Origin of the sequence: Tardiphaga sp. 215_C5_N2_1, assembly GCF_052076055.1 — a bacterium.
GTDB classification, from domain to species: Bacteria; Pseudomonadota; Alphaproteobacteria; order Rhizobiales; family Xanthobacteraceae; genus Tardiphaga; species Tardiphaga robiniae.
In genome coordinates, this window is record NZ_CP197240.1 from 5540654 (window position 1) to 5563128 (window position 22475).

A 22475-nucleotide genomic window follows, 5' to 3' on the forward strand; every position below is an offset into this window, starting at 1 on the left:
GGGGCCTCAGTGCAGATTCGGTTGGGCGCCCTGGCCCTTTTCATCGACGATATGGCCCGAGCGAAACCGGTTCAGCAGCAGGCGTTTGGCGGCGGGATGCGGCTCGTCTTTCGCCAGCAGATGCGCGAAGACGAAGCCCGAGCCCGGCGTCGCCTTGAAGCCGCCATAGCACCAGCCGGCATTGAGATAGAGCCCTTTGACGTGGGTGCGGTCGATGATCGGCGAACCGTCCATCGACATGTCGACGAGGCCGCCCCAGTTGCGCAGCATCCGCGCACGGCCGATGGCCGGCATCAGCGCCATGCCGCCTTCGCAGACGTCCTCGACCACAGGCAGATTGCCGCGCTGGGCATAGGAGTTGTAGCCGTCGATATCGCCGCCGAACACGAGCCCGCCCTTGTCGGACTGGCTGATGTAAAAGTGCCCGGCGCCGAAGGTGATGACGCCGGGGATGATCGGCTTCAGCCCTTCGGAGACGAAGGCCTGCAACACATGGCTTTCGATCGGCAGTCGCATCCCCGCCATCGCTGCCACGCGCGACGACGAGCCGGCGACGGCAAGGCCGATCTTCTTCGCCTTGATCGCGCCGCGCGAGGTCTGCACGCCCACCGCGCGACCGTCGACGATGTCGATCCCTGTCACTTCGCAATTCTGGATCACATCGACGCCGCGGTCGCTGGCGCCGCGGGCATAGCCCCACGCTACCGCATCATGGCGCACGGTGCCGCCGCGCCTCTGCAAGAGGCCGCCCTGGATCGGAAACCGCGCCGCGTCGAAATTCAGGAATGGATAGAGTTGCCGTACGCCCTCGCGATCCAGCAACTCGCTATCGGCGCCGTTCAGCCGCATCATGTTGCCGCGCCGCGCATAAGCGTCGCGCTGACCGTCGGAATGATACAGGTTGAGCACGCCGCGCTGGCTGACCATGGCATTGTAGTTGAAGTCCTGCTCGAGGCCTTCCCACAGTTTCAGCGACAGCTCATAGAGCGAGATATTCTCGGACAGCAGATAGTTGGAACGGATGATCGTGGTGTTGCGGCCGATATTGCCTGACCCGATCCAGCTCTTTTCCAGCACGGCGATATTCCTGAGGCCGTATTCCTTCGCCAGATAATAGGCGGTCGCCAGCCCATGCCCGCCGCCGCCGACAATGACGATGTCGTATTCGGCCTTCGGCGCAGCATCGCGCCATTGCGGCGTCCAGCCTTGGTGGCCGGTGAGGGTTTGCCTGAGCAGCGACGTCAGCGAATAGCGCATGGAGAATCCGGGTGGCGATCAGGCCCGAAGTGTCGCGTATTTCGGGGATCGACGCCAGTCCATGGGCGACATTCAGAAGCCCATCAGCGACATCGTGAGATGATGTCGTTTAGCGTGCCAGCCAGAAGCCGCCCACCACCAGGATCATGGCCAGCAGGCTAATGACCCCGAGCACGGCCGCAGTGATGGCCAGCAGGCCGTGGGAGTCGAGCCATCCGCGTAATGCCTTTTCCATGGTGCTGAAACTCTCCCGGTGATTTGAGTTTATCGTTGCAGGCTGGCACCGTATCAAACACTTCAGGCGCCGTCGTCTCGGACGGTTTCGCCATATTGAAGAATTGACATGCTTGAGGAAGTGACATGGACAATCTGAACACGCAGGGCATTTCGGTGCCGAAGCTCGGCCTCGGCACGTTCAAGCTCACGGGCGACGGCTGCGTCGCCGGCGTGGAAAGCGCTATCGGCCTCGGTTATCGCCACATCGACACCGCCGAAATGTATGGCAACGAGGCGGAAGTCGGCGCCGGCATCAAGGCCTCGGGCATCGCGCGCAAGGACCTGCATGTCACCACCAAGGTCTGGCACGAGAACCTCGCGCCGGATGCCATCAGGCGCGCCTTCGGCACCAGCCTGAAGAAGCTCGGACTCGATGTCATCGATCTCTATCTGGTGCACTGGCCCTCGAAGGGCATGAATCTCCCGACGATCTTCGAGACGCTGCTGAAGCTGAAGGACGAGGGCTGCGTCCGCGCCATCGGCGTGGCGAATTTTCCGGTCAAGCTGATGAAGCAGGCCGTGGAGGAGATCGGCGCCCCGGTCGCCTGCAATCAGGTTGAATATCATGCACTGCTCGACCAGATGAAGCTGCTGACCTATCTGCGGTCGAAGTCGATCCCGCTGGTCGCCTATTGTCCGCTCGGTCAGGGCCGGCTGGCCGACAACGACGCGATGAAGACCATCGCTGCCAAACACGGCGTGTCGGCGGCGCAGGTCGCATTGAAATGGTTGCTCGATCAGGACGGCGTCGCTGCGATCCCGAAGGCGTCGCGCAAGGAAAGCCAGCAGGCCAATCTCGATGCGCTGAAGGTCACGCTGGACGACGACGACCGCAAGGCGATCGCAGCACTGCCGAAGACGCAGCGGCTGGTCAATCCGGGTTTCGCGCCGGATTGGGATTGATCTGTCTTCCCCTCTCCCCCCGCGAAGCGCAGCTTCGCGGGGGGAGAGGGTGCCTGAGCGAAGCGAAGGCGGGAGAGGGGGCGCCACAACGTACGGAGCCTGTGGCGCTCCCTCTCCCGTCTCGAACCGCTGCGCGGTTCGATCCACCCTCTCCCGCTGCGCGCTGCTTCGCCGCGCTGGGGGAGAGGGGAAGGAAGCTCCACATCACCCGTGACTGTGCCCCTTCTTCTTCCCCTCCGCCTTCTTCCCCGTCGGCATCATCACCACGCGGCCATATTTCACGCCGCGCTCCGCAATGATGTGATCGGCAAAGTGCTGCACCTCGCTGCCCATGCCGCGTAGTGCGGTGACTTCCATGCAGTTGTCGCCGTCGAGATGCACATGCAGCGTCGCCAGCGAGAGGTCGTGGTGATGATGATAGGTGTCGACCAGCCGGCGTGAGAGATCGCGCTGGGCGTGATCATAGACATAGACCAGGGCGGCAACGCATTCGCCGGTCTTGCCCTTCTCTTGTGTCGCCTGCTGCATGCCGGCCCTGGCGAAATCGCGGATCGCTTCGGAGCGGTTCTGATAGCCGTGTTCGGCAATCATCGCATCCAGCTCTTCCATCAAGTCGTCGTCGAGCGTGATCGTAATGCGCTGCATCGGTCCTCTCAAGAAGTATGATGAATCTTTGACTTTGTCATACTTGGCATGTCAGTGTGTTCCGGTTGAACCAAGCATAGCCCGGCCGACTGACCGATGCATCGCTCTCTCTTTTCATCGGCCGGAATCGCCCTGGCTTCGCTCGCAGCCGTCACGCCGTCACCTGCGCAGCCGGCGACAGCGCTGTCCCCTGTCGAAGTCGAGGCCCCGCCGCGGCATACAGCCAAGCCACGCGTGCCGCGCAGCGGGACCGAGACGAGTCGTCCGGTCGCGCGCCGCGCCGCTACGCCGACGGCAGCGGCCGGCGGCGTAGGCGTCACGCCCGGGTCCAGCGCAGCGCCAGCACCGCCCGCCTCCGCAAGCGAAAAGACGATCAGCGGCGCCGAGGTCAATGCGCGGCCGCTGTCGCGCCCGGCCGAAGCGCTCGAAGTCGCGCCAGGCCTGATCGTCACCCAGCATTCCGGCGATGGCAAAGCCAACCAGTATTTCCTCCGCGGCGTAAATCTCGATCACGGCACCGATCTCGCCATCTCCATCGACGGCATGCCGGTGAACATGCGCACCCATGGTCACGGTCAGGGCTATGCCGATACCAACTTCCTGATCCCGGAGCTGATCAGCTCAGTCAACGTCCGCAAGGGGCCGTATTTCGCTGACGAAGGCGACTTCTCCTCGGTCGGCGCCATCCATGTCAGCCTGATCGACAGCGTCGCGCGCACCATGGCGTCGATCACATCTGGCAGTTTCGGCTACAACCGCGCCTTCGGCGTCACCTCCGGCAAAGTTGGCGAAGGCACGCTCTTGGTGGCCGCCGAGGCCAATATCTATAACGGCCCGTGGGACAATCCCGACAAGCTCCAGAAGCTCAACGGCGTGATCCGCTACAGCCAGGGCACGGCCGACAACGGTTTGTCGCTGACCGGCATGGCCTATGGCAACAAGTGGAATTCCACCGATCAGGTGCCGCTGCGCGCGATCACTTCCGGCGAGATCGACCGCTATGGCGCGCTCGATCCCAGCGATGGGGGCAATTCGGAGCATTTCTCGCTGTCCGGCCGTCTCCGGCAAACCGATGTGGACAGTGCGACCAAACTCGATTTCTACGTCATCAAGAGCAAGCTCAATCTGTGGAACAACTTCACGTTCTTTCTGAGCGATCCGGTCAATGGCGACCAGTTTCACCAGTATGACGACCGCGTGCTCGGCGGCATCAATGCCGCGCATACATTCAAGTACAATATCGCGGGCTTCCGCAACGAAACCGAGGTCGGCATCCAGAGCCGCTACGACGATATCAATGTCAGCCTCGGCAACACCATCAAGCGGCAATATCTCTCCACCACGCGCAACGACGGCGTGAAGGAAGGCAGCGTCGGCGTGTTCGTGCAGAACACGACGTTCTGGACTGACTGGCTGCGCACCAATATCGGCTGGCGCGGCGACTATTACGACACCACGGTCAATTCGTTCTTCAATCCGGTGAACTCCGGCAGAGCCACGGCGACCATCGGCAGCCCCAAGGCAGGTCTGGTGATTGGTCCCTTTGCGAAGACCGAGCTGTTCCTGAATGCCGGCGAGGGGTTCCACAGCAATGATGCGCGCGGCGTCACCATCAGGGAATCGCCGAGCGACGGTTCGCCGGTGGATAGCTCGCCGTTCCTGGTGAAGACCAAGGGTGCAGAGATCGGATTGCGCACCAAGCTCGTGCCGGGTCTGACCAGTTCGATCGCGCTCTTCATGCTGGATTCCGCCTCCGAAATCCTGTTCGTCGGCGATGCCGGCGACACCGAAGCCAGCCGTCCAAGTCGCCGCGTCGGCTTCGAATGGACCAACGACTACAAGCCCACGTCATGGCTGAGCCTTGAAGCCGATCTCGCGATGACGCGCGCACGCTTCCGCGGCAGCAATGCCGATCAGGCGGCGGCCTATGCGGAGCTCGATGGTTATCCGGCCTCGCAGATTGGCAACGCGCCCGGCAATTTCATTCCCGGCGCTCCCAACATGATCGCCTCGGCTGGCATCAGGCTGGGCGAGGCCACCGGCTGGTTTGGCGCCTTGCGCTATCGTTATTTCGGCCCGCGTCCGCTGACGGAAGACGCAGCCTTCATCTCGCCAGCCACGGGTTTGCTGAACGGTCAGGTTGGTTACCGCTTCGATAATGGCTGGCGGATCCAGCTCGATGCCTTCAACATGCTCGACAGCAAGTCCGACCAGATCACCTATGCCTATGGCTCGCTGCTGAAAACGGACTCGCTGTTCGCTGCGTGTTTCCCGGCGGGCGGCGGGGCGCCGACGGCGCCTGCCGCGGTGTGCCAGACCGGCATCATGGACCGCGTGCTGCATCCGGTCGAGCCGCTGGCACTGCGGGTGACGGCGGCCGGCCGGTTCTGATCTCGCGGTTCTGACTTTGCCGCAGCGCAGCTTGCCTATTCCAGAAGGCGGTAGCATCATCCCTCCCAATGAAAAGAGGCAGGGAGGTGTTGATGCTCGCACGGGTTCGTTCCGTTTCGCGCCGTTGGCTATTCACGCGTGCCAGCGCCGGTTTGAAGGCGCTGCTGGCGATCGTCTCGCTCCCGTTAGCAACAGGGCTCATCATGTCATCGGCCAGTGCCGCCACCTACGTCTATGTCGGTAATGCCGACAGCCAGAACATCAGCATTCTCGAATTGAAGGCGAATGGCAGTCTCGTTGCGATCGATACCGTGGCGGTGCCGGGGCCGGCGAAGCCGGGCGGCTCGCTGCCGCTGGCCATCAGCCCCGAGAAGCACCGGCTCTATGCCGGTTTGCGCAACGAGCCCTACACGGCGGTGACCTTCGATATCGATGCCAAAACTGGAAAACTGAAACTCGTCGGCCCCGGGCCACTGGCCGATTCCATGGCCTATATCGCCGTCGATCGCACCGGGCGATTTCTGCTCAGCGCGTCCTATGGCGGCAACAAGGTGACGGTGAATGCCATCGGGCCGAATGGCGTGATCGCGCCGGCGCAGCAGGTCGTCGCCACCGAACCGAATGCGCATTGCATCATCGTCGATCCCACCAATCGCTATGTGCTGCATACGAGCCTCGGCGGCGATGTCATCTATCAGCAGAAATTCGATGCCAGGGCGGGAAAGCTGACGCCCAACGATCCGCCGACCGTGAGCGTGAAGGCCAAGGGCGGCCCGCGCCATCTGGTGTTCTCGCCGGACAAGAAGTTCGTCTATCTGCTCAACGAACTCGATGCGGCGATCTATGTGTTTCCGTGGGACGCTGCCACCGGCACATTGAAGAAGGAAACGCAGGTCGCCTCTGCCTTGCCCAAGGGCTTCGATGGCAAGCCCTGGGCTGCGGATATCCATCTGACGCCGGACGGCAAGTTTCTCTATGCGTCGGAACGCACCAGCAACACGATCGCTGCGTTCCGTGTCGATCCGAAGACGGGCGCGCTGACGTCGCTTGGCTCCACGGCCACGGAAAAGCAGCCGCGCGGATTCAACATCGATCCGTCGGGCCGCTATCTACTGGTGGTCGGGCAGCTATCGAACAGCATGACGACCTATGCCATCGACAAGGCGACGGGCAGCCTGACCAAGCTGGGCGAAACACCCCTGGGCAAGAATCCGAACTGGGTCGAGATCGTGAATCTGCCGTAAGGACTGTCTCACTTCGAGCCGACGCACCGTCCTCTCGCTCCCTCTCTCCGCAATGCGGGGAGAGGGGTGGGGTGAGGGGCGTGGGCACGTCGATGCCGCAGAGCTTTTCTCTCGTGTCGGCGCGATCCAATCGTCGCTTGATTGTTGTGAGTGTGTGCGCTGCCCCTCACCCGCCGCGAAGACGCGGCGACCTCTCCCCGCAATGCGGGGAGAGGTTAAGACGCCATCCGATAACTCCCACTGATGACCGGGTCGCCGTCCGTCAGCACCAGGCCGCGGGCGACGAGATCTTCCAGATGCGCCAGCACGGAATAGCCGGCGGCACCCGTCAGGCGCGGGTCGAGGCCGATATAGATCGCGCGCACGATGGTCGGGATATCAGCCTCACCCTTGCCGAGACGATGCAGGATCGAGGCTTCGCGGGCGCGGCGGTGGCGAATGAGAAAGCGCACATAGCGCTGCGCGTCGGGAATGTCCGGGCCGTGGCCGGAGAAGTACAGGTCCTCATCGCGCGCTGCGAGTTTGTCCAGCGACGCCATGTAGTCGATCATCGAGCCATCGGGCGGCGCCACGATGGAGGTCGACCAGCCCATGACGTGATCGGCGACAAAGAGATACTTCTTCTCGCGCCAGGCGAAGGCCATGTGGTTGGCGGTGTGGCCCGGCGTCGCCACGCCTTCCAGCGCCCAGCCGTCGCCCTCGATCACCTCGCCGTCGGCCACCAGCACGTCCGGCCTGAAATCGCGGTCGGCACCTGACTCCGGCGAATGTTTTTCGCTCTCGAAGCGCGGCCGCGAGGCGCGGTGCGGCCCTTCGGCATAGACCGTGGCTGATGTGGCGGCCTTGAGCGCCGCAGTATTCGGCGAATGGTCGCTATGGGTATGGGTGACGAGAATATGCGTCACCGTTTCGCCCTTCACCGCATCGAGCAGCGCCTGCAGATGCGCATCATTGGCTGGGCCCGGATCGATGATCGCGACCTTGCCGGTGCCGACGATATAGCTGTTGGTTCCGGTGAAGGTGAAAGGCGAGGGGTTGTTGCAGAGAACCCGGCGCACGTTTGGGCGAACCTGATCGACGACGCCGGGCTTCAGCGGATAATCGCGATTGAACGGAACGTCGTCGTTGGCGCCGTTATCCTTGTCGCTCATGGTCGGTCCTTCCCAGCATGTTCTTCGCCTGTGATGACTAGCAAGGGGAGCGGGGAAAGCAAACGGCGCGGAGACGCGCCAGCCATGCATGCTTAAACACCGTCATGGCCGGGCTTGTCCCGGCCATCCGCGTCCTGCCGTATGCGCCGCCGAGGCGTGGATGCCCGGGACAAGCCCGGGCATGACGAACTCTGGAAGCACAGATCTGGAAGCTACCCGTGTCCCGGCCCGAACATCAGCGATCGGTGCGCACCGACCCCGGCCATCGCGCCATCGCCCACCGCAAGCGCCACGGAGCCCGTCGCGCGCGCCATATCACCACAGGCGAACACGCCGGAGACGGTGGTTTCCTTGAACATGTCGGTCTGCAGGAACGGTCCCATCGGCCCGTCTTCCATGGCACAGCCGAGCTGTGCGCCGAGTGGCGACGCTGGACTGGTGCGCGTCAGCGTGAACATGCCATCGAGCGGAATGATGCGGCCATCCGTGAGTTCGACATCGATGGATGCGCCTGACAATTGCCTGATCGGTTCACGCTCGACGGTGACACTGCGCTGCATCAGTTGCGTGATTTGCTCAGCGTCCGGCGTGAACGCGCCGTTGAGAAACAGCGTCGTCGATCCCCAGTCCGGCAGCATCAAGGCGTGATGCATCGACATCTCCGATGAGGCCAGCACGCCGATACGGCCCTGGTCGAGTTCATAGCCATGGCAATACGGGCAGTGAAACACATGCTTGCCCCAGCGCTCGGTGAGGCCGGGGACATCCGGCAGCGTATCGACGACGCCGGCGGCGAGGATGATACGCCTGGCTTGATAGCGCGCGCCGCTCTCGGCACTGACAGTGAAGTCGTTCGTTTCGCCTTCACTCGTTGTGGCTTTCGCATCGACCCACGCGACCGTAGGATATTTCATCAACTGCGCGCGGGCGTCTGCAGCGATCGCGCCCGGCGGACGCCCGTCCTGACCGAGAAAGCCGTGGGAGTGTTCAGCGAAGCGATTACGGCGCTGGCCGGAATCCATCACCAGGATCTTGCGGCGCGCCCGCGCCAATTGCAGCGCTGCGGAGAGGCCGGCATAGCTGCCGCCGATGACGATGGCATCGAAACTCATTTTGTCTTCCTTGAAATCTTGCTCTGAATTTTGCTGCGATGATCCTCCGCCCGCGCGTGAAAATCCGCGGCGAGCTGCGCCAGCGTGACATCTGCAAGGCGGCCGATCAGAACTGCCTCCGCTTCCGCGAAGGCCGATGTGAGCGAGTGATTGACCGCCTGTTCGACGAGGCAGGTCGGGCTTTCCAGATGAATGCCCATCGCCATCAGGCTGGGCTTGCCCAACGCGTCATAGATGTCCTTCAGCGTCACCGTGGACAGATCCCGCGCGATCTCCCAGCCGCCGCCATGACCCTTTTCGGAGCGCACGAGGCCCGCTTCGCGCAGCCCAGCCATGGTGCGGCGGACGACCACGGCATTGGTGGTCATGCACATGGCCAGTTCGGCGGAGGTCATCGGGCGGTTCTGCTCGGCCATGTGCAGCAGCGCATGCAGCGTGGCGGAGAGGCGGTTGTCTCGTCTCATGTAACTTATGATGATACATGAAAGGGCGAGCGTCAAGGCGCTCCCTTTTCCCTCCCCCCGCGCGAAGCGGAGCTTCACTAGGCGGGGAGGGTGGCCGGCTTTTAGGCCGGTCGGGTGGGGGCGCCACAAACTCTGACGTCACGTGGGGCACCCCCACCCCGGCCTATCGGCCGACCCTCCCCGCAAGGGGGAGGGATTCAACTGGCACCGGCGCAAATACGGATGTCCAAAATAAAAAATGCCCGGCGCGAGGCCGGGCATTTCGAAGTTTTGAAGTCTGAAGCGTAGACGCTTAACCGAACGCCTGGATGCCCGTGATGGCGCGGCCGAGGATCAGCGCGTGCACGTCATGCGTGCCCTCATAGGTGTTCACGGTCTCCAGGTTCTGCGCGTGGCGCATCACATGGTATTCGGCCTGGATGCCGTTGCCGCCGTGCATGTCGCGGGCCATGCGGGCGATATCCAGTGACTTGCCGCAATTGTTGCGCTTCACCACCGAGATCATGTCCGGATGGAAATTGCCCTCGTCCATCAGGCGGCCGACGCGGAGCGAGCCCTGCAGGCCGAGCGAGATTTCGGTCAGCATGTCGGCGAGCTTCTTCTGCACCAGCTGGGTAGCCGCGAGCGGACGGTTGAACTGCTTGCGGTCCAGCGTGTACTGGCGGGCGCGGGCCATGCAGTCTTCGGCGGCGCCGAGCACGCCCCATGAGATGCCGTAGCGGGCGCGGTTGAGGCAGCCGAACGGACCCTTGAGGCCCGACACGTTGGGCAGCAGGTTTTCTTCCGGCACGATCACGCCGTCCATCACGATTTCGCCGGTGATCGAAGCGCGCAGCGAAAGCTTGCCGCCAATCTTCGGTGCCGTGAGGCCCTTCATGCCTTTCTCGAGGATGAAGCCGCGGATCTGGTTGTCATGTGCGGCGGACTTCGCCCAGACCACGAACACGTCGGCGATCGGGGCGTTCGAGATCCACATCTTGGAGCCCGAGAGCTTGTAGCCGTCCGACACCTTCTCGGCGCGGGTCTTCATGCCGCCGGGATCGGAGCCGGCATCGGGCTCGGTGAGGCCGAAGCAGCCGACCCACTCGCCGGTGGCGAGCTTGGGCAGGTACTTCTTGCGCTGGTTCTCGTCGCCGTAAGCATAGATCGGATACATCACCAGCGACGACTGCACCGAGTTCATCGAGCGGTAGCCCGAGTCGACGCGCTCGATTTCGCGGGCGACAAGGCCGTAGGCGACATAGCTGGCATTGGCGCAGCCATAATCTTCCGGCAGCGTGATGCCGATCAGGCCGAGCTCGCCCATCTCGTTGAAGATTTCGCGGTCGGTATGCTCATTGAGATAAGCGTCGTTGACGCGCGGCAGCAGCTTGTCCTGGGCGTAAGCGCGCGCGGTGTCGCGGATCATGCGCTCGTCTTCGGTGAGCTGGTCATCGAGCAGGAACGCATCGTCCCACTGGAAACTTGCAGCGGCCGGCTTGTCCTTTGCCTTGGGGGCAACGCTCATCGAAATCCCTTTCACATCATGGCTGAGTAATGCGCATTGGCTGCGCGTGTTCTGGTCGCAAGCGCTGTTTCGCTCAACAGGGTGCCGTCTCAGGCGGCACCCGCGCATTGCGTGCTACGGCATTTTAGGTCTTTGAACTATCGCCATCAAGCTGTTCGTTGCAGGCGATCTCGATGCCGAAACCCGACAGGCCCTTGTAGTCATGGGTCGACGAGGTCAGATGGCGGATCGAGGTGACGCCGAGATCGCGCAGGATCTGTGCACCGACGCCGATTTCACGCCACTGCCGGTTGCGGTCGGCTTCCGCCGACTTCGGCGCATCGAGCGGCTCGACGGGCACGCCCGCGGCACCGTCGCGCAGATAAACCAGCACGCCGCTGCCGTTCTTCTTGAAGCGTTCCAGCACGGGCTGCATCTTGGCCGGGCCGAAAAACACGTCGCGCACGATGTTGGGCTTGTGGAAGCGCGTCAGCACGTTCTTGCCGTCGCCGACGCTGCCGTAAACGAAGGCAACATGGTGGATCGGATCGAAGGGCGAGCGATAGGAATAGCCGTGCAGCGGGCCGATCGGACTGTCGGTGGTGAAGGTCGAGACGCGCTCGATCAGCTTCTCGCGGGCCTGACGATAGGCGATCATGTCAGCGATCGTGACATGCTTGAGCTTGTGCTTGGCCGCGAAGTCGACGACCTGCTGGCCCTTCATCACCGAGCCATCGTCGTTCATCAATTCGCTGATGACGCCGACGGGCGCGAGATTGGCCAGCTTGCAGAGATCGACGGCGGCTTCGGTATGGCCGGAGCGCATCAGTACGCCGCCCTCCCTAGCGATCAGCGGGAAGATATGACCGGGACGGGCGAAGTCATTGGCGCCGGCATTCGGATTGGCCAGCGCGCGGCAGCACGAGGCACGCTCATCGGCCGAAATGCCGGTACCGCCATCGGGCTTGTAGTCGATGGAGACGGTAAAGGCGGTGGTGTGGTTGCTATCGTTGTTGACGACCATCGGATCGAGCCGCAGCCGGCGGGCATCCTCGGTGGTGATCGGCGCGCAGACGATGCCGGAGGTATGCCGGATGATGAAGGCCATCTTCTCGGCGGTACAGAACGATGCGGCGACGATGAGGTCGCCTTCACCCTCGCGGTCGTCATCGTCGGTCACCACGACCATTTCGCCGGCGGCAAAGGCTTGCAGAACGTCTGAAATCGGGTCGGCCATAAAATTCGCCTCGGATGCACTCTTGCTCTGTGTGAGGTCCATATGGCGCAGAGCGGGGGGCGGTGCAACCCGCGGAAATGGGGGGCGGTATGCGGGTTCGCAGTGCGGAATGGGGCAATGCCATTCCGTGTCGCCGAATCGCAGCCGCCGGGCGGCCGGCATCGGAGATACCACCACATCGACCGGCTCGACCCGAACTTTGGCAAGAACTGAAGCCTCACGACGATTGGCAGGCCCGGTTGCGGGCGATAGGCTGCTGCGGCGAGTCGCACCTGTAAATTTTGGCTGTTGGCCGACAACCGCCGGCTTCAATCGAGTGTCACGTAAGGATTTGTAAACTACGGGTGTTTGTTATGTGCGGACAGCGCCGGCAACGGGGGGTAATCGCCGATCCTTTCAACCTGCAAAGCCTTCACATCACCAAGCTTGCCTGACCGGCCATTCGATGTCGTCGAGATATCATTATGAACAGTCCTGCTAAACGATTTTACGCCTTCGCAGCCAAAGACATCGGTGACGCGGGCTGGGATCGGGACAATGGCGACGCTTTTGGCGACTCGTTGATGCTGTCGGCGCTTGCGGTTCATCCGATTGAAACCCGGAAACTTGCGGCTGCGGCCGGCAACGACGACGGATCGTTTCCGCTGGCAGACCCCACGATGACCAGCGCGTCGAGCGCCGACGCCGCCGTCAACAACGCGGCCAAGCCCGTCGCCACCGTTACGCAACTCGCCAATTACCTGATCACCGGCTTCTGGCAATACAACTACACGATCGCGCATCACTGGGCGGTGACGACGATCAGCTACAACATCAACGGATTGACGCCCACCGAGCAGTTTCTCGCGCAGTCGGCGCTCAATGCCTGGCATGAGGTAGCCAATGTCAGCTTCGTCCAGACCACCGGCGTAGCCAACATCACGTTCAATCACAACGGCTCGATGACCGCCTTCGAGACCGACAATTACAACGGCGCCGGGATCATCAGTTCCGCCACCATCGACATCAGCGCCGACTGGATTACCAGCGACGGCGGCGCCTATGACGGCAAGACCGGCATCGATAGCTACAGCTACCAGACCTACATCCACGAGATCGGCCACGCGCTCGGTCTGGGCCATCAGGGCCCCTACAACGGCAGCGCCTCCTATGCGACCGGCGCCACCTACGCCAACGACACCTGGCAATATTCGATCATGTCGTATTTCCAGCAGTCGTTCTATGCGGGCAGTTCGACCCGTTATGTGATCACGCCGCAAATGGCCGATATCGCCGCCGTTGCGGCGATCTACGGCGCGGCGACCACTCGGACCGGCGACACCGTCTATGGTTTTCACAATACCGGCGGATCGATCTACGACTTCACAGCCTATAATCAGGCCCCGGCACTGACGATCTACGATAGCGGCGGCAGCGATACCCTGGACTGCTCGGGCTACACCGCCGCGCAACTGATTGATCTGCGGCCCGGTGCGTTTTCGTCGGTCGGCGGATTGACCAACAATATCGGCATTGCCACCAGCACTGTCATCGAAACCGGAATCGGCGGCAGCGGCAATGATACGATGATCGCGAACGATCTGGGCTGTACGCTGATCGGCAACGCTGGCAGCGACACGCTGACCGGCGGCAGCGGCAATGACAGGCTTGTCGGGGGCACCGGCGTCGATCTGCTGACCGGCGGTGGCGGCACAGATACATTCGTGTTCGTCACCGGCGACAGTTCAGCCGCAAGCGGCCAGCACGACCGGATTGCCGACTTCATCGCCGGAACCGACCGCATCGACCTGACCGGCATCGACGCGATCACCGCGACGGCAGGCTACGATCTGTTTCGCTTTATCGGCACAGTCCCTTTCGACGGCGTAGCCGGAGCCTTGAATTACCTTTTTGATGGCTCCCGCGGCGTCACCGTTCTGGAGGGCGACACCAACGGAGACCGGATCGCAGACTTCGCTATCGACTTCACCGGCAATCTCGTCATCGGCCCCAGCGATCTGGCGGGGATCTCGCTCGCCACCACGGTCATCGAGACCAGCGGATCGACGAGCCTGACCAGGATCGGAAGTTTTTTCTATCTCTATAGCGGCGGCGCCGGGCCGCTGCTGAAGCAATCCGGCGCCGGCGTGGCTGCTGCTCAATTCGGTGGATGGACGCCGATCGCGGCCGAGCAGATTTCGGGCGGCTATGAAGTGGCTTGGAAGATGGCCAGCCTCGATCAATATACGGTCTGGATCACCGACAACAGCGGTAACTACACCTCGTTCAACGGCGTCATGTCCGGCACCAATCCGACATTCGAAGCGCTGGAAACAAGCTTTCATCAAGATCTCAATGGCGACGGCACCACCGGCCTTGCGGCCACCTTCATCGAAGCCAGCGGATTGACCAGTCTGACCCAATTCGGAACGACATTTTATCTCCTCGCCAGCGGTACCGGCCCATCATTGAAGCAAAACGGCGCCGACGTGACAGTGGCGCAGTTTGGCGACTGGACACCGATCGGGGCGGAACAGACATCGAGCGGCTACCAAGTCGCCTGGAAGATGGCCGGTGCCGACCAGTACACGATCTGGACCACTGACAGCAGCGGCAACTATATTTCTTTTAGCGGCGTGATGTCCGGCAGTAGCACGACACTGCAATCACTCGAAGCAAGCCTCCACCAGGACCTCAACGGCGACGGGGTCACCGGGCTGCGCAGCACAGTGATTGAGGCCAACGGTGCGACCAGCCTTGTCGCCGCCGGCAATACGTTCCTGCTCCTCAGCGGCGGGGCCGGACCCTCGCTGAAGCTGTCCGGCACCGATGTCACAGTGGGGCAGTTCGGCGACTGGACACCGATCGGGGCGGAACAGACATCGAGCGGCTACCAAGTCGCCTGGAAGATGGCCGGTGCCGACCAGTACACGATCTGGACCACTGACAGCAGCGGCAACTATATTTCTTTTAGCGGCGTGATGTCCGGCAGTAGCACGACACTGCAATCACTCGAAGCAAGCCTCCACCAGGACCTCAACGGCGACGGGGTCACCGGGCTGCGCAGCACAGTGATTGAGGCCAACGGTGCGACCAGCCTTGTCGCCGCCGGCAATACGTTCCTGCTCCTCAGCGGCGGGGCCGGACCCTCGCTGAAGCTGTCCGGCACCGATGTCACAGTGGGGCAGTTCGGCGACTGGACACCGATCGGGGCGGAACAGACATCGAGCGGCTACCAAGTCGCCTGGAAGATGGCCGGTGCCGACCAGTACACGATCTGGACCACTGACAGCAGCGGCAACTATATTTCCTTTAGCGGCGTGATGCCCGGCAGTAGCGCGACACTGCAATCACTCGAAGCAAGCCTCTACCAGGACCTCAATGGCGACGGGTTCACCGGGCTGCATGGCACCGTGATCGAGGCCAACGGCGCAACCAGCCTGATCGCCATCGGCAATGCGTTCTATCTCGCGAGCGGCGGAGCGGGACCTTCGCTGAAGCAGTCGGGCGCCGACGTGACAGTGGGGCAGTTCGGCGACTGGACACCGATCGGGGCGGAACAGACATCGAGCGGCTACCAAGTCGCCTGGAAGATGGCTGGTGCCGACCAGTACACGATCTGGACCACTGACAGCAGCGGCAACTATATTTCCTTTAGCGGCGTGATGCCCGGCAGTAGCGCGACACTGCAATCACTCGAAGCAAGCCTCTACCAGGACCTCAATGGCGACGGGTTCACCGGGCTGCATGGCACCGTGATCGAGGCCAACGGCGCAACCAGCCTGATCGCCATCGGCAATGCGTTCTATCTCGCGAGCGGCGGAGCGGGACCTTCGCTGAAGCAGTCGGGCGCCGACGTGACAGTGGGGCAGTTCGGCGACTGGACACCGATCGGGGCGGAACAGACATCGAGCGGCTACCAAGTCGCCTGGAAGATGGCCGGCGCCGACCAGTACACGATCTGGACGACCGACAGCAACGGCAACTACCTCTCCTTCAACGGCACGACGACAGGCGCCAGCCCAAGGCTGCAAGCATTCGAGCCCAGTTTCCATCAAGACCTGAATGGCGACGGCTTTACCGGTATTTTCAACGGTGGACTCAACAACCAATCATTTGCGTTCCGGCCCGGCATCGGCGCAGAGCTGATATCGGACAGCAGCAGCATCGCGCTGGAGGGGTTCGCCGCGGTCTCCAGCATGCAGGAACTGACCGCCGCGTTGCACGAGGCGCAAGCCGGCCAACCGCAAACGCTGTTCCAGTCGATCAACAACGGTCAGGACACCCTGATCGACCTCGGTGATCACGACAGTCTCACGCTGGCGAACGTGCATCTTGCCGATCTCCAAGCTAGTCATTTTCTGATTCTGTAGTTTCACTCAGCCACCGGTCAGGGCAGCACCTCTCGCCGCTCCGTCAGCTGCGTGTCCATTTCGGCGCGTTTATCGTCCAGCAGGCCCTGATCGGCGGCCTCGATCACCTCATACAGCGCATGGGCGTCGCTGAGCCGGGGCACGGTGACGTAGTCGGCGCCGGCGGCGTAAATATCGCTCACGTCGCCGAGCACGTCCGCCGTGGAGATGATCTTGGCGGTCGGGTTGATCGAGCGGACATGGCGGACCAGCTTCTCGTTATTCGCGCCCTTCAGCAGCGAGTCCGGCACGCTGAGGATGATGATCTCGGCCTTGCCGACGCCGGCATGGACCAGCGTGTCGACATTGCTGATGTCGCCATAGATCACGTGCTGGCCGCGCCCGACCAAAGTGCGGAAGACGTTCGGATTGAAGTCGACGACGCTGATCTGGTCGAGCAGTGACGCGTTCTGGCGCTCGATCTCGGCGAGCAGGGCGGACGCGGTGCGGAAGAAGCCGAGAATGACGATGCGGCGGGCGTCGCCATGGCCCTCGGCATGATCGCCCTCGCGGCCCTGGCCGTGATCGAGGTCGCGCAGCCCGATGCGCTTCATCGGGCCGATCAAGAGGCGCGTGATCTGGTCGCTGCGCATCATCGCGAAGGTCGAGAGGACCGCCAGGATCACGAAGGCGAAGGATGCCGCGCTGGAGGTCTGCGTGGTGATATGGCCGGCGGCAATTCCCGTTTGCAGCACCACCAGCGAGAATTCGCTGATCTGCGCCAGATTGAGCGCCGGCAGCAGGCTGGCGCGCAGGCCCTGCTTCATCAGATACAGGGGCGTGAAGGTCGTGAGCATACGGCTGATCACGGTGAACAAGGCGATGATCAGGGCGAGACCGATGGTCGCGCCGTTCGGGATCGGGATCGTCATGCCGACGGCGACGAAGAACAGCGTGATGAAGAAGTCCCGCAGCGTCGTCACCTTGGCGGTGACGTCGAGCGCGTAGGGGAAGGTCGACAGCGATACGCCGGCGACCAGCGAGCCCATCTCGCGCGACAGATGCAGCCGCTCGGCGATTTCGCCGATCAGGAAGCACCAGGCCAGCGCGCCCAGCAGCACCAATTCCGGCCGCCGCGCGATCTGGTGGAACAGCGCCGGCAGCACGTAACGGCTCAGGATCAGCGCAGTGGCGACCAGTACGCCGACGCGGGCGATCGACAGCGCGATGACGCTGACCTGCAGGTCGGCGAGGCTCGGCTGCACTGCCAGAAACAGGATCGCGAAGATGTCCTGCAGCACCAGGATGCCGAGCGTGATGCGGCCGGGCAGTGTGTCGAGCTCGCGCTTCTCGTAGAGCACCTTGACGATGACCACGGTGGAGGAGAGCGCACAGGCGACGCTGAGATACAACGCGTCGAACCCGCCGCCACCGAGCTTGAGCCCGAGTGCCATGAAGAAGGCCGCGCCGAGCACGCAGCCTGCGATCAATTGGCCGCCCGCGGCGAACAGAATGACCTTGCCGGCGCGGATGATCTTCTTCAGATCGATCTCGAGACCGATCATGAACAGCATGAAGATCAGGCCGAGTTCGGAGATCGTGCTGATGGATTCGTCCGACTTGACCCAGCCGATGCCGAATGGCCCAATGATGAAGCCGGCAATCAGATAAGCAAGAATCAACGGCTGACGGGTGAAATGCGCAATAAGCCCGATGCCCCACGCAAACAGGATACACAGCGTGATATCGCGGATTAAGTCGTGCATGCCCCTGCCGGAAAAGCCTTACATTTCGGCGGCACTCTAATGGTGCGCCGCGTGAGGGCAAAGGGGTAATATCCGGCATTCGGCGCGCGATACACGCGGAGGGCGGTCCAACGAGGCAGCCTTCGTCATAAAAGGCTTCAGGGAGACGACGTTCATGACCACTGCACGGTTCGACTATGCGCCATTGCTGCCTCCGGGCCTGCCCGCGGCTGCGGCAAAATGGACCGGTCTCGCCAAATACAGCTTCGTCGGCGGGAACAACGATATGGACCAGGTGCCGGTGGAGGGTCTGACTGCCGCCGCTAATGCCGTCATGCTGCGCGAGGGACGCACGCTGGCAACCTACGGTCTGGCGAGCGGTCCGCAGGGCTATCTGCCGCTGCGCACTTTCATCGCCGCCAAGCTGAAGCGCGACGCAAGCATCGATTGCAGCGCCGATGACATCCTGGTTGTCTCCGGCTCGCTGCAGGCGCTCGACCTCGTCAATCACAGCCTGCTCGCCAGGGGCGACACCGTCATCATCGAGCGCGACTGCTATCAAGGCTCCATCAACCGGCTCACCCGTCTCGGCGTCAATATCGTCGGCATCCCCTTGGATGACGACGGCATGCGAATGGACGCGCTGGCCGCAGCATTGGAAGATCTGAAGGCGAAGGGCATCCGGCCGAAATATATCTATACGATCCCGACCGTGCAGAACCCGACCGCCACCATTATGCCGGAAAGTCGTCGCCGCGAGCTGCTGGTGCTGTCGGCCAGATATGGCGTCCCCATCTTTGAGGACGATTGCTATGCCGACCTGATCTGGAACGGCGAGCGTCCGCCGGCGATTCACGCGATGGATAAGACTGGCAGCGTGATCCATATCGGCTCGTTCTCCAAGTCGATCGCGCCTGCACTCCGCGTCGGTTACATCGTCGCGCCCTGGGAGATCATGTCACGCATGCTGGCGCTGAAGACCGATGCCGGCTCCGGCGCCCTGGAGCAGATGGTCCTCGCCGAATATTGCGTGCCGCATTTCGCTGATCATGTGCTGAAGGCAACACGCGGGTTGCGCGCCAAGTTGGAGACGCTGATGGATGCGCTCAACGAGCAGTTCGGCACGGCGGCGGAATTCGACGAGCCTAAAGGTGGCATCTTCCTGTGGGTGAAACTGCCCGCCAATGTCGATGCGATGAAGCTCTATCAGGCCGCGCTCAAGGCCGGCGTGTCGATCAATCCCGGCCCGGAATGGTCTGTCGACAAGGCCTATGCGCACAGCCACATTCGCATCTGCTTTGCCAGCCCCACGCATGACGAAATCCGCGAAGGGATCGCGGTCCTCGCTGATGTCTGCCGGCAGGAGTTCGGCGTGCCAGAGCGGATCGCGAATGTGGAGAAACGCGCGCGGGGGTGAGAGCTTGTCGCGGAGGGGCGGGAGCCTACTTCTTCGCGCCCTTTGCCGCAGCCTTCGCCGGCGTCGCTGCCTTCTTCGGCGCCGGCGCGCTGTCGACGGCGGTGTTGATGTCGTCGATCAGCTTGGTGATGCGCGCGGCGTTGCTGCCGAGATCGCCTTCGAAATAGCGTGACGACGAGCGGATATCGACGCGCGAGCCTTCGCCGTCGGGGGTGAAACGGATCGAGACGTCCTCGCGAAAACCCATGATAGGGGTGCGCGCCACCGCCTCGATGCGGCCAATGCGGCGCGGCGGCTGCGGCGGACGCTCGTCGATGACGATCCACTTGCGCTTTTCGACCAAAGCGCGCGTCACGTCATAGGCGCGTTGCACCGGCACCTCCAGCTCCACCGGCTCGATATCCGGATAGGCGGTGCGCTGCTGCTCCGCGGAGTAGAGGCCGGAATAGACGGCTGAATTGGTGCCGTCGCCGGTCCGCAGCCGCGCCAGCGCCTCGAAGCGCGGCGGGTCGACCGGGTCGGTGGTGATGTCGTGGATCTTCGGCAGTTTGCGGTACTGGTACGCAAGGTAGCCGGGATAGGCGAGGATCACCACGTCGAGCATCAGCGCCACCATGATCACGCTCATGCCGCGCGAGCCGTTCTGCCAGATCGCTGCAAAGCCCGCGAGCGCCACCAGGATCGACAGGCCGGCGAATCCCAACGCGCCGAAGAAGGTCATCAGTGCCGGTTTGACTTCGAGGAACCCGAAGCGGACGATGATGATCGAGGTGAGGGCTGCAATGGCGGCGAAAACCGCGAGGCGCCGCGCCCACAGCGCCAGGCTGGATACTGGCTCCGACTGGTAAGCGGCCGAAAACCTGCGTGCCATGGGGAATTTCTGCCGGATTGAGCTTGCGAAGGCGCTGATAGCGCCGGGTTCCGAATAGGGTGCTTGAGACCATGCCGGGCCGGGAATTTCAAGGCACTTTGGCGGACGGCGGCTATCGTTTAGAGTTCTTTTGCCTTGAACTTTATAATGGATCCACAAGCGATCCCTCATCCTGAGGAGCGGTCTCTTCGACCGCGTCTCGAAGGATGTGCAAAACAATCATGGTTCGAGACGCGCGCAAGAGCGCGCTCCTCTCCATGAGGGCAGGGAGTGCCGATGCTGGTCGAAACCACGGATTATGAGACGCTCGCCCGCAATTTTCGCTGGGATGTGCCGGAGCGATTCAACATCGCGACGGTGGCCTGCGACCGTCATGCCGATGGTAGCGGGCGGCTGGCGCTGATCTATGTGGACGAGGACCGCGGCACGCATCGTTTCTCCTTCGACGAGATGCAGGCTTTCTCGCGCAGCTTCGCCAACGTGCTGAAGGCGGATGGCCTGCAGCGCGGCGACCGCATTGCGGTGTTTTTGTCGCAATCGGTGGAATTGCCGGTGGCGCATCTCGCGGCGTTCCGGTCCGGGCTGGTGTCGGTGCCGCTGTTCACGCTGTTCGGTGAGGACGCGTTGGAATTCCGCCTTGCCAATTCCGGGGCCAAGGCGATCGTCACCGACGCGAGTGGCTGGGACAAGTTGTCGAAAATCCGCGAGCGGCTGCCTCATTTGCAAGATATCTACGTCACGGACAGTGCACCGCATGCCGGTGCCAAATCGTTCTGGTCGGCGATCGAGGCGGCGTCCGAAGACTTCACCACGGTCGATACGTCCTGCGACGATCCCGCGATCATCATCTACACCTCGGGCACGACGGGAAATCCCAAGGGCGCGCTCCATGCGCATCGCGTGCTGCTTGGCCATCTGCCCAATGTGGAGATGGTGCACGGTTTCTTCCCCAAGCCCGGCGACGTCTACTGGACACCGGCGGACTGGGCGTGGATCGGCGGACTGTTCGATGCATTGTTTCCGGCCTGGTATCACGGCGTGCCGATCGTCGGCTATCGCGCCAGGAAATTCGAACCTGACGCCGCGATGCAGCTGATGGCCGATCACAAGATACGCAATGTGTTCCTGCCGCCGACGGCGCTGAAGCTGATGCGGCAGGCAAACGTGAAACATGATGGCGTGAAGCTGCGCAGCATGCTCACCGGCGGCGAGTCGCTCGGTTCGGAATTGCTCGACTGGGTGCGCAATACGTTCGGCATCGACGCGCATGAGATCTACGGCCAGACCGAATGCAATCTCGTGGTCGGCAACAATGCCGATCTGTTTCCGATCCGGCCCGGCTCCATGGGCAAGCCGACGCCGGGTTTCGATGTGCGTATCGTTAATGAGCAGGGCGAAGAACTGCCGCGCGGCGAACGCGGCATTGTTGGTATCAGACAGCCCAATCCCTGCACCATGCTCGGCTATTGGCAGAACCCCGAAGGCACCGCCAAGAAATTCGCCGGCGAATTCCTGCTGACCGGCGATCTCGGCATTCAGGATGATGACGGTTACTTCTGGTACGTCTCGCGCGAAGACGACGTGATCACCTCAGCCGGCTATCGCATCGGCCCCTCCGAGATCGAGCACACGCTGTTGAAACACCCGGCGGTGGCGCTGTCGGCGGTGGTCGGTATTCCCGATCCGATCCGTACCGAAGCCGTGAAAGCCTGGATCGTGCTGCGTCCGGGTTTTGAACCGAGTGACGAGCTGGCGCGCGAGCTGCAGGACTTTGTGAAATCGCAACTCGCCGCCCATGAATATCCGCGTTACGTGCAGTTTGCGGAGTCGCTGCCGATGACCGCGACAGGCAAGGTGCTCAGGCGGGAATTGCGGGCGCTGGGGTAGAGCGCTCTTTCTTACTCTCCCCGCATTGCGGGGAGAGGGAGCGCACGGCCGGCGCTTC

General features: G+C 62.6%; 16 protein-coding genes. 6 read left to right on the plus strand and 10 right to left on the minus strand.

Annotated features, from left to right (window positions below):
* Nucleotides 1–6: 6 nt before the first annotated feature.
* A complete protein-coding gene (locus AB7828_RS26310) occupies nt 7–1257 on the minus strand; it encodes a sarcosine oxidase subunit beta family protein (protein WP_441231589.1) in 1251 nt (416 codons plus the stop codon).
* A 109-nt stretch (nt 1258–1366) separates the two neighbouring features.
* A complete protein-coding gene (locus tag AB7828_RS26315; RefSeq protein ID WP_256461202.1) occupies nt 1367–1492 on the minus strand; it encodes a hypothetical protein in 126 nt (41 codons plus the stop codon).
* Between the two features lie 125 nt (nt 1493–1617).
* Here AB7828_RS26315 and AB7828_RS26320 point away from each other — a divergent pair, with 125 nt between their 5' ends.
* Nucleotides 1618–2436: an aldo/keto reductase gene (locus AB7828_RS26320; RefSeq protein ID WP_441231590.1), complete on the plus strand. Its 819-nt coding sequence runs from the start codon at nt 1618–1620 to the stop codon at nt 2434–2436.
* A 204-nt stretch (nt 2437–2640) separates the two neighbouring features.
* On the opposite strand, the gene nikR is transcribed toward AB7828_RS26320, so the two are convergent.
* Nucleotides 2641–3081: a nickel-responsive transcriptional regulator NikR gene (gene nikR, locus AB7828_RS26325; RefSeq protein WP_441231591.1), complete on the minus strand. Its 441-nt coding sequence runs from the start codon at nt 3079–3081 to the stop codon at nt 2641–2643.
* Between the two features lie 96 nt (nt 3082–3177).
* On the opposite strand from nikR, the gene AB7828_RS26330 reads away from it, so the two are divergent.
* Both AB7828_RS26330 and AB7828_RS26335 read left to right on the plus strand, forming a co-directional pair.
* Entirely contained in the window at nt 3178–5472 is a 2295-nt protein-coding gene (locus AB7828_RS26330) for a TonB-dependent receptor (RefSeq protein ID WP_441231592.1), read from the plus strand.
* Nucleotides 5473–5564: 92 nt separating this feature from the next.
* Nucleotides 5565–6716 carry a lactonase family protein gene (locus AB7828_RS26335; protein ID WP_441231593.1) on the plus strand — a complete coding sequence of 384 codons (1152 nt, stop codon included), beginning with the start codon at nt 5565–5567 and terminating at the stop codon, nt 6714–6716.
* Between the two features lie 215 nt (nt 6717–6931).
* Here the strand turns inward: AB7828_RS26335 and AB7828_RS26340 are convergent, their stop codons facing one another.
* From AB7828_RS26340 to ribB, 5 genes are all read right to left on the minus strand, one after another.
* Complete coding sequence (locus AB7828_RS26340) at nt 6932–7867, minus strand: MBL fold metallo-hydrolase (protein ID WP_441231594.1); 936 nt, start codon at nt 7865–7867, stop codon at nt 6932–6934.
* A gap of 212 nt (nt 7868–8079) precedes the next feature.
* The gene (locus AB7828_RS26345; RefSeq protein ID WP_441231595.1) at nt 8080–8979 is read right to left on the minus strand and encodes an NAD(P)/FAD-dependent oxidoreductase; all 900 of its coding nucleotides are present in this window, start codon (nt 8977–8979) and stop codon (nt 8080–8082) included.
* Nucleotides 8976–9443: an RrF2 family transcriptional regulator gene (locus tag AB7828_RS26350; protein WP_116661216.1), complete on the minus strand. Its 468-nt coding sequence runs from the start codon at nt 9441–9443 to the stop codon at nt 8976–8978. The genes AB7828_RS26345 and AB7828_RS26350 overlap by 4 nt, the downstream gene beginning before the upstream one ends.
* Before the next feature lie 292 nt (nt 9444–9735).
* Nucleotides 9736–10950 carry an acyl-CoA dehydrogenase gene (locus AB7828_RS26355; RefSeq protein WP_089262117.1) on the minus strand — a complete coding sequence of 405 codons (1215 nt, stop codon included), beginning with the start codon at nt 10948–10950 and terminating at the stop codon, nt 9736–9738.
* A 124-nt stretch (nt 10951–11074) separates the two neighbouring features.
* Nucleotides 11075–12166 carry a 3,4-dihydroxy-2-butanone-4-phosphate synthase gene (gene ribB, locus AB7828_RS26360; protein ID WP_089263618.1) on the minus strand — a complete coding sequence of 364 codons (1092 nt, stop codon included), beginning with the start codon at nt 12164–12166 and terminating at the stop codon, nt 11075–11077.
* Nucleotides 12167–12630: 464 nt separating this feature from the next.
* Between ribB and AB7828_RS26365 the strand changes: the two genes are divergently transcribed.
* Complete coding sequence (locus tag AB7828_RS26365; RefSeq protein ID WP_441231596.1) at nt 12631–16518, plus strand: M10 family metallopeptidase C-terminal domain-containing protein; 3888 nt, start codon at nt 12631–12633, stop codon at nt 16516–16518.
* Between the two features lie 17 nt (nt 16519–16535).
* Here AB7828_RS26365 and AB7828_RS26370 read toward each other — a convergent pair whose 3' ends face one another.
* Nucleotides 16536–18263, minus strand: a complete 1728-nt coding sequence (locus AB7828_RS26370; RefSeq protein ID WP_441231597.1) for a cation:proton antiporter — start codon at nt 18261–18263, stop codon at nt 16536–16538.
* A 154-nt stretch (nt 18264–18417) separates the two neighbouring features.
* Between AB7828_RS26370 and AB7828_RS26375 the strand changes: the two genes are divergently transcribed.
* Entirely contained in the window at nt 18418–19659 is a 1242-nt protein-coding gene (locus tag AB7828_RS26375; RefSeq protein ID WP_441231598.1) for a PLP-dependent aminotransferase family protein, read from the plus strand.
* A gap of 25 nt (nt 19660–19684) precedes the next feature.
* Here the strand turns inward: AB7828_RS26375 and AB7828_RS26380 are convergent, their stop codons facing one another.
* A complete protein-coding gene (locus AB7828_RS26380; RefSeq protein ID WP_089262113.1) occupies nt 19685–20530 on the minus strand; it encodes a DUF1499 domain-containing protein in 846 nt (281 codons plus the stop codon).
* A gap of 276 nt (nt 20531–20806) precedes the next feature.
* Here AB7828_RS26380 and AB7828_RS26385 point away from each other — a divergent pair, with 276 nt between their 5' ends.
* Complete coding sequence (locus AB7828_RS26385) at nt 20807–22417, plus strand: acyl-CoA synthetase (protein ID WP_120288486.1); 1611 nt, start codon at nt 20807–20809, stop codon at nt 22415–22417.
* Nucleotides 22418–22475: the final 58 nt, after the last annotated feature.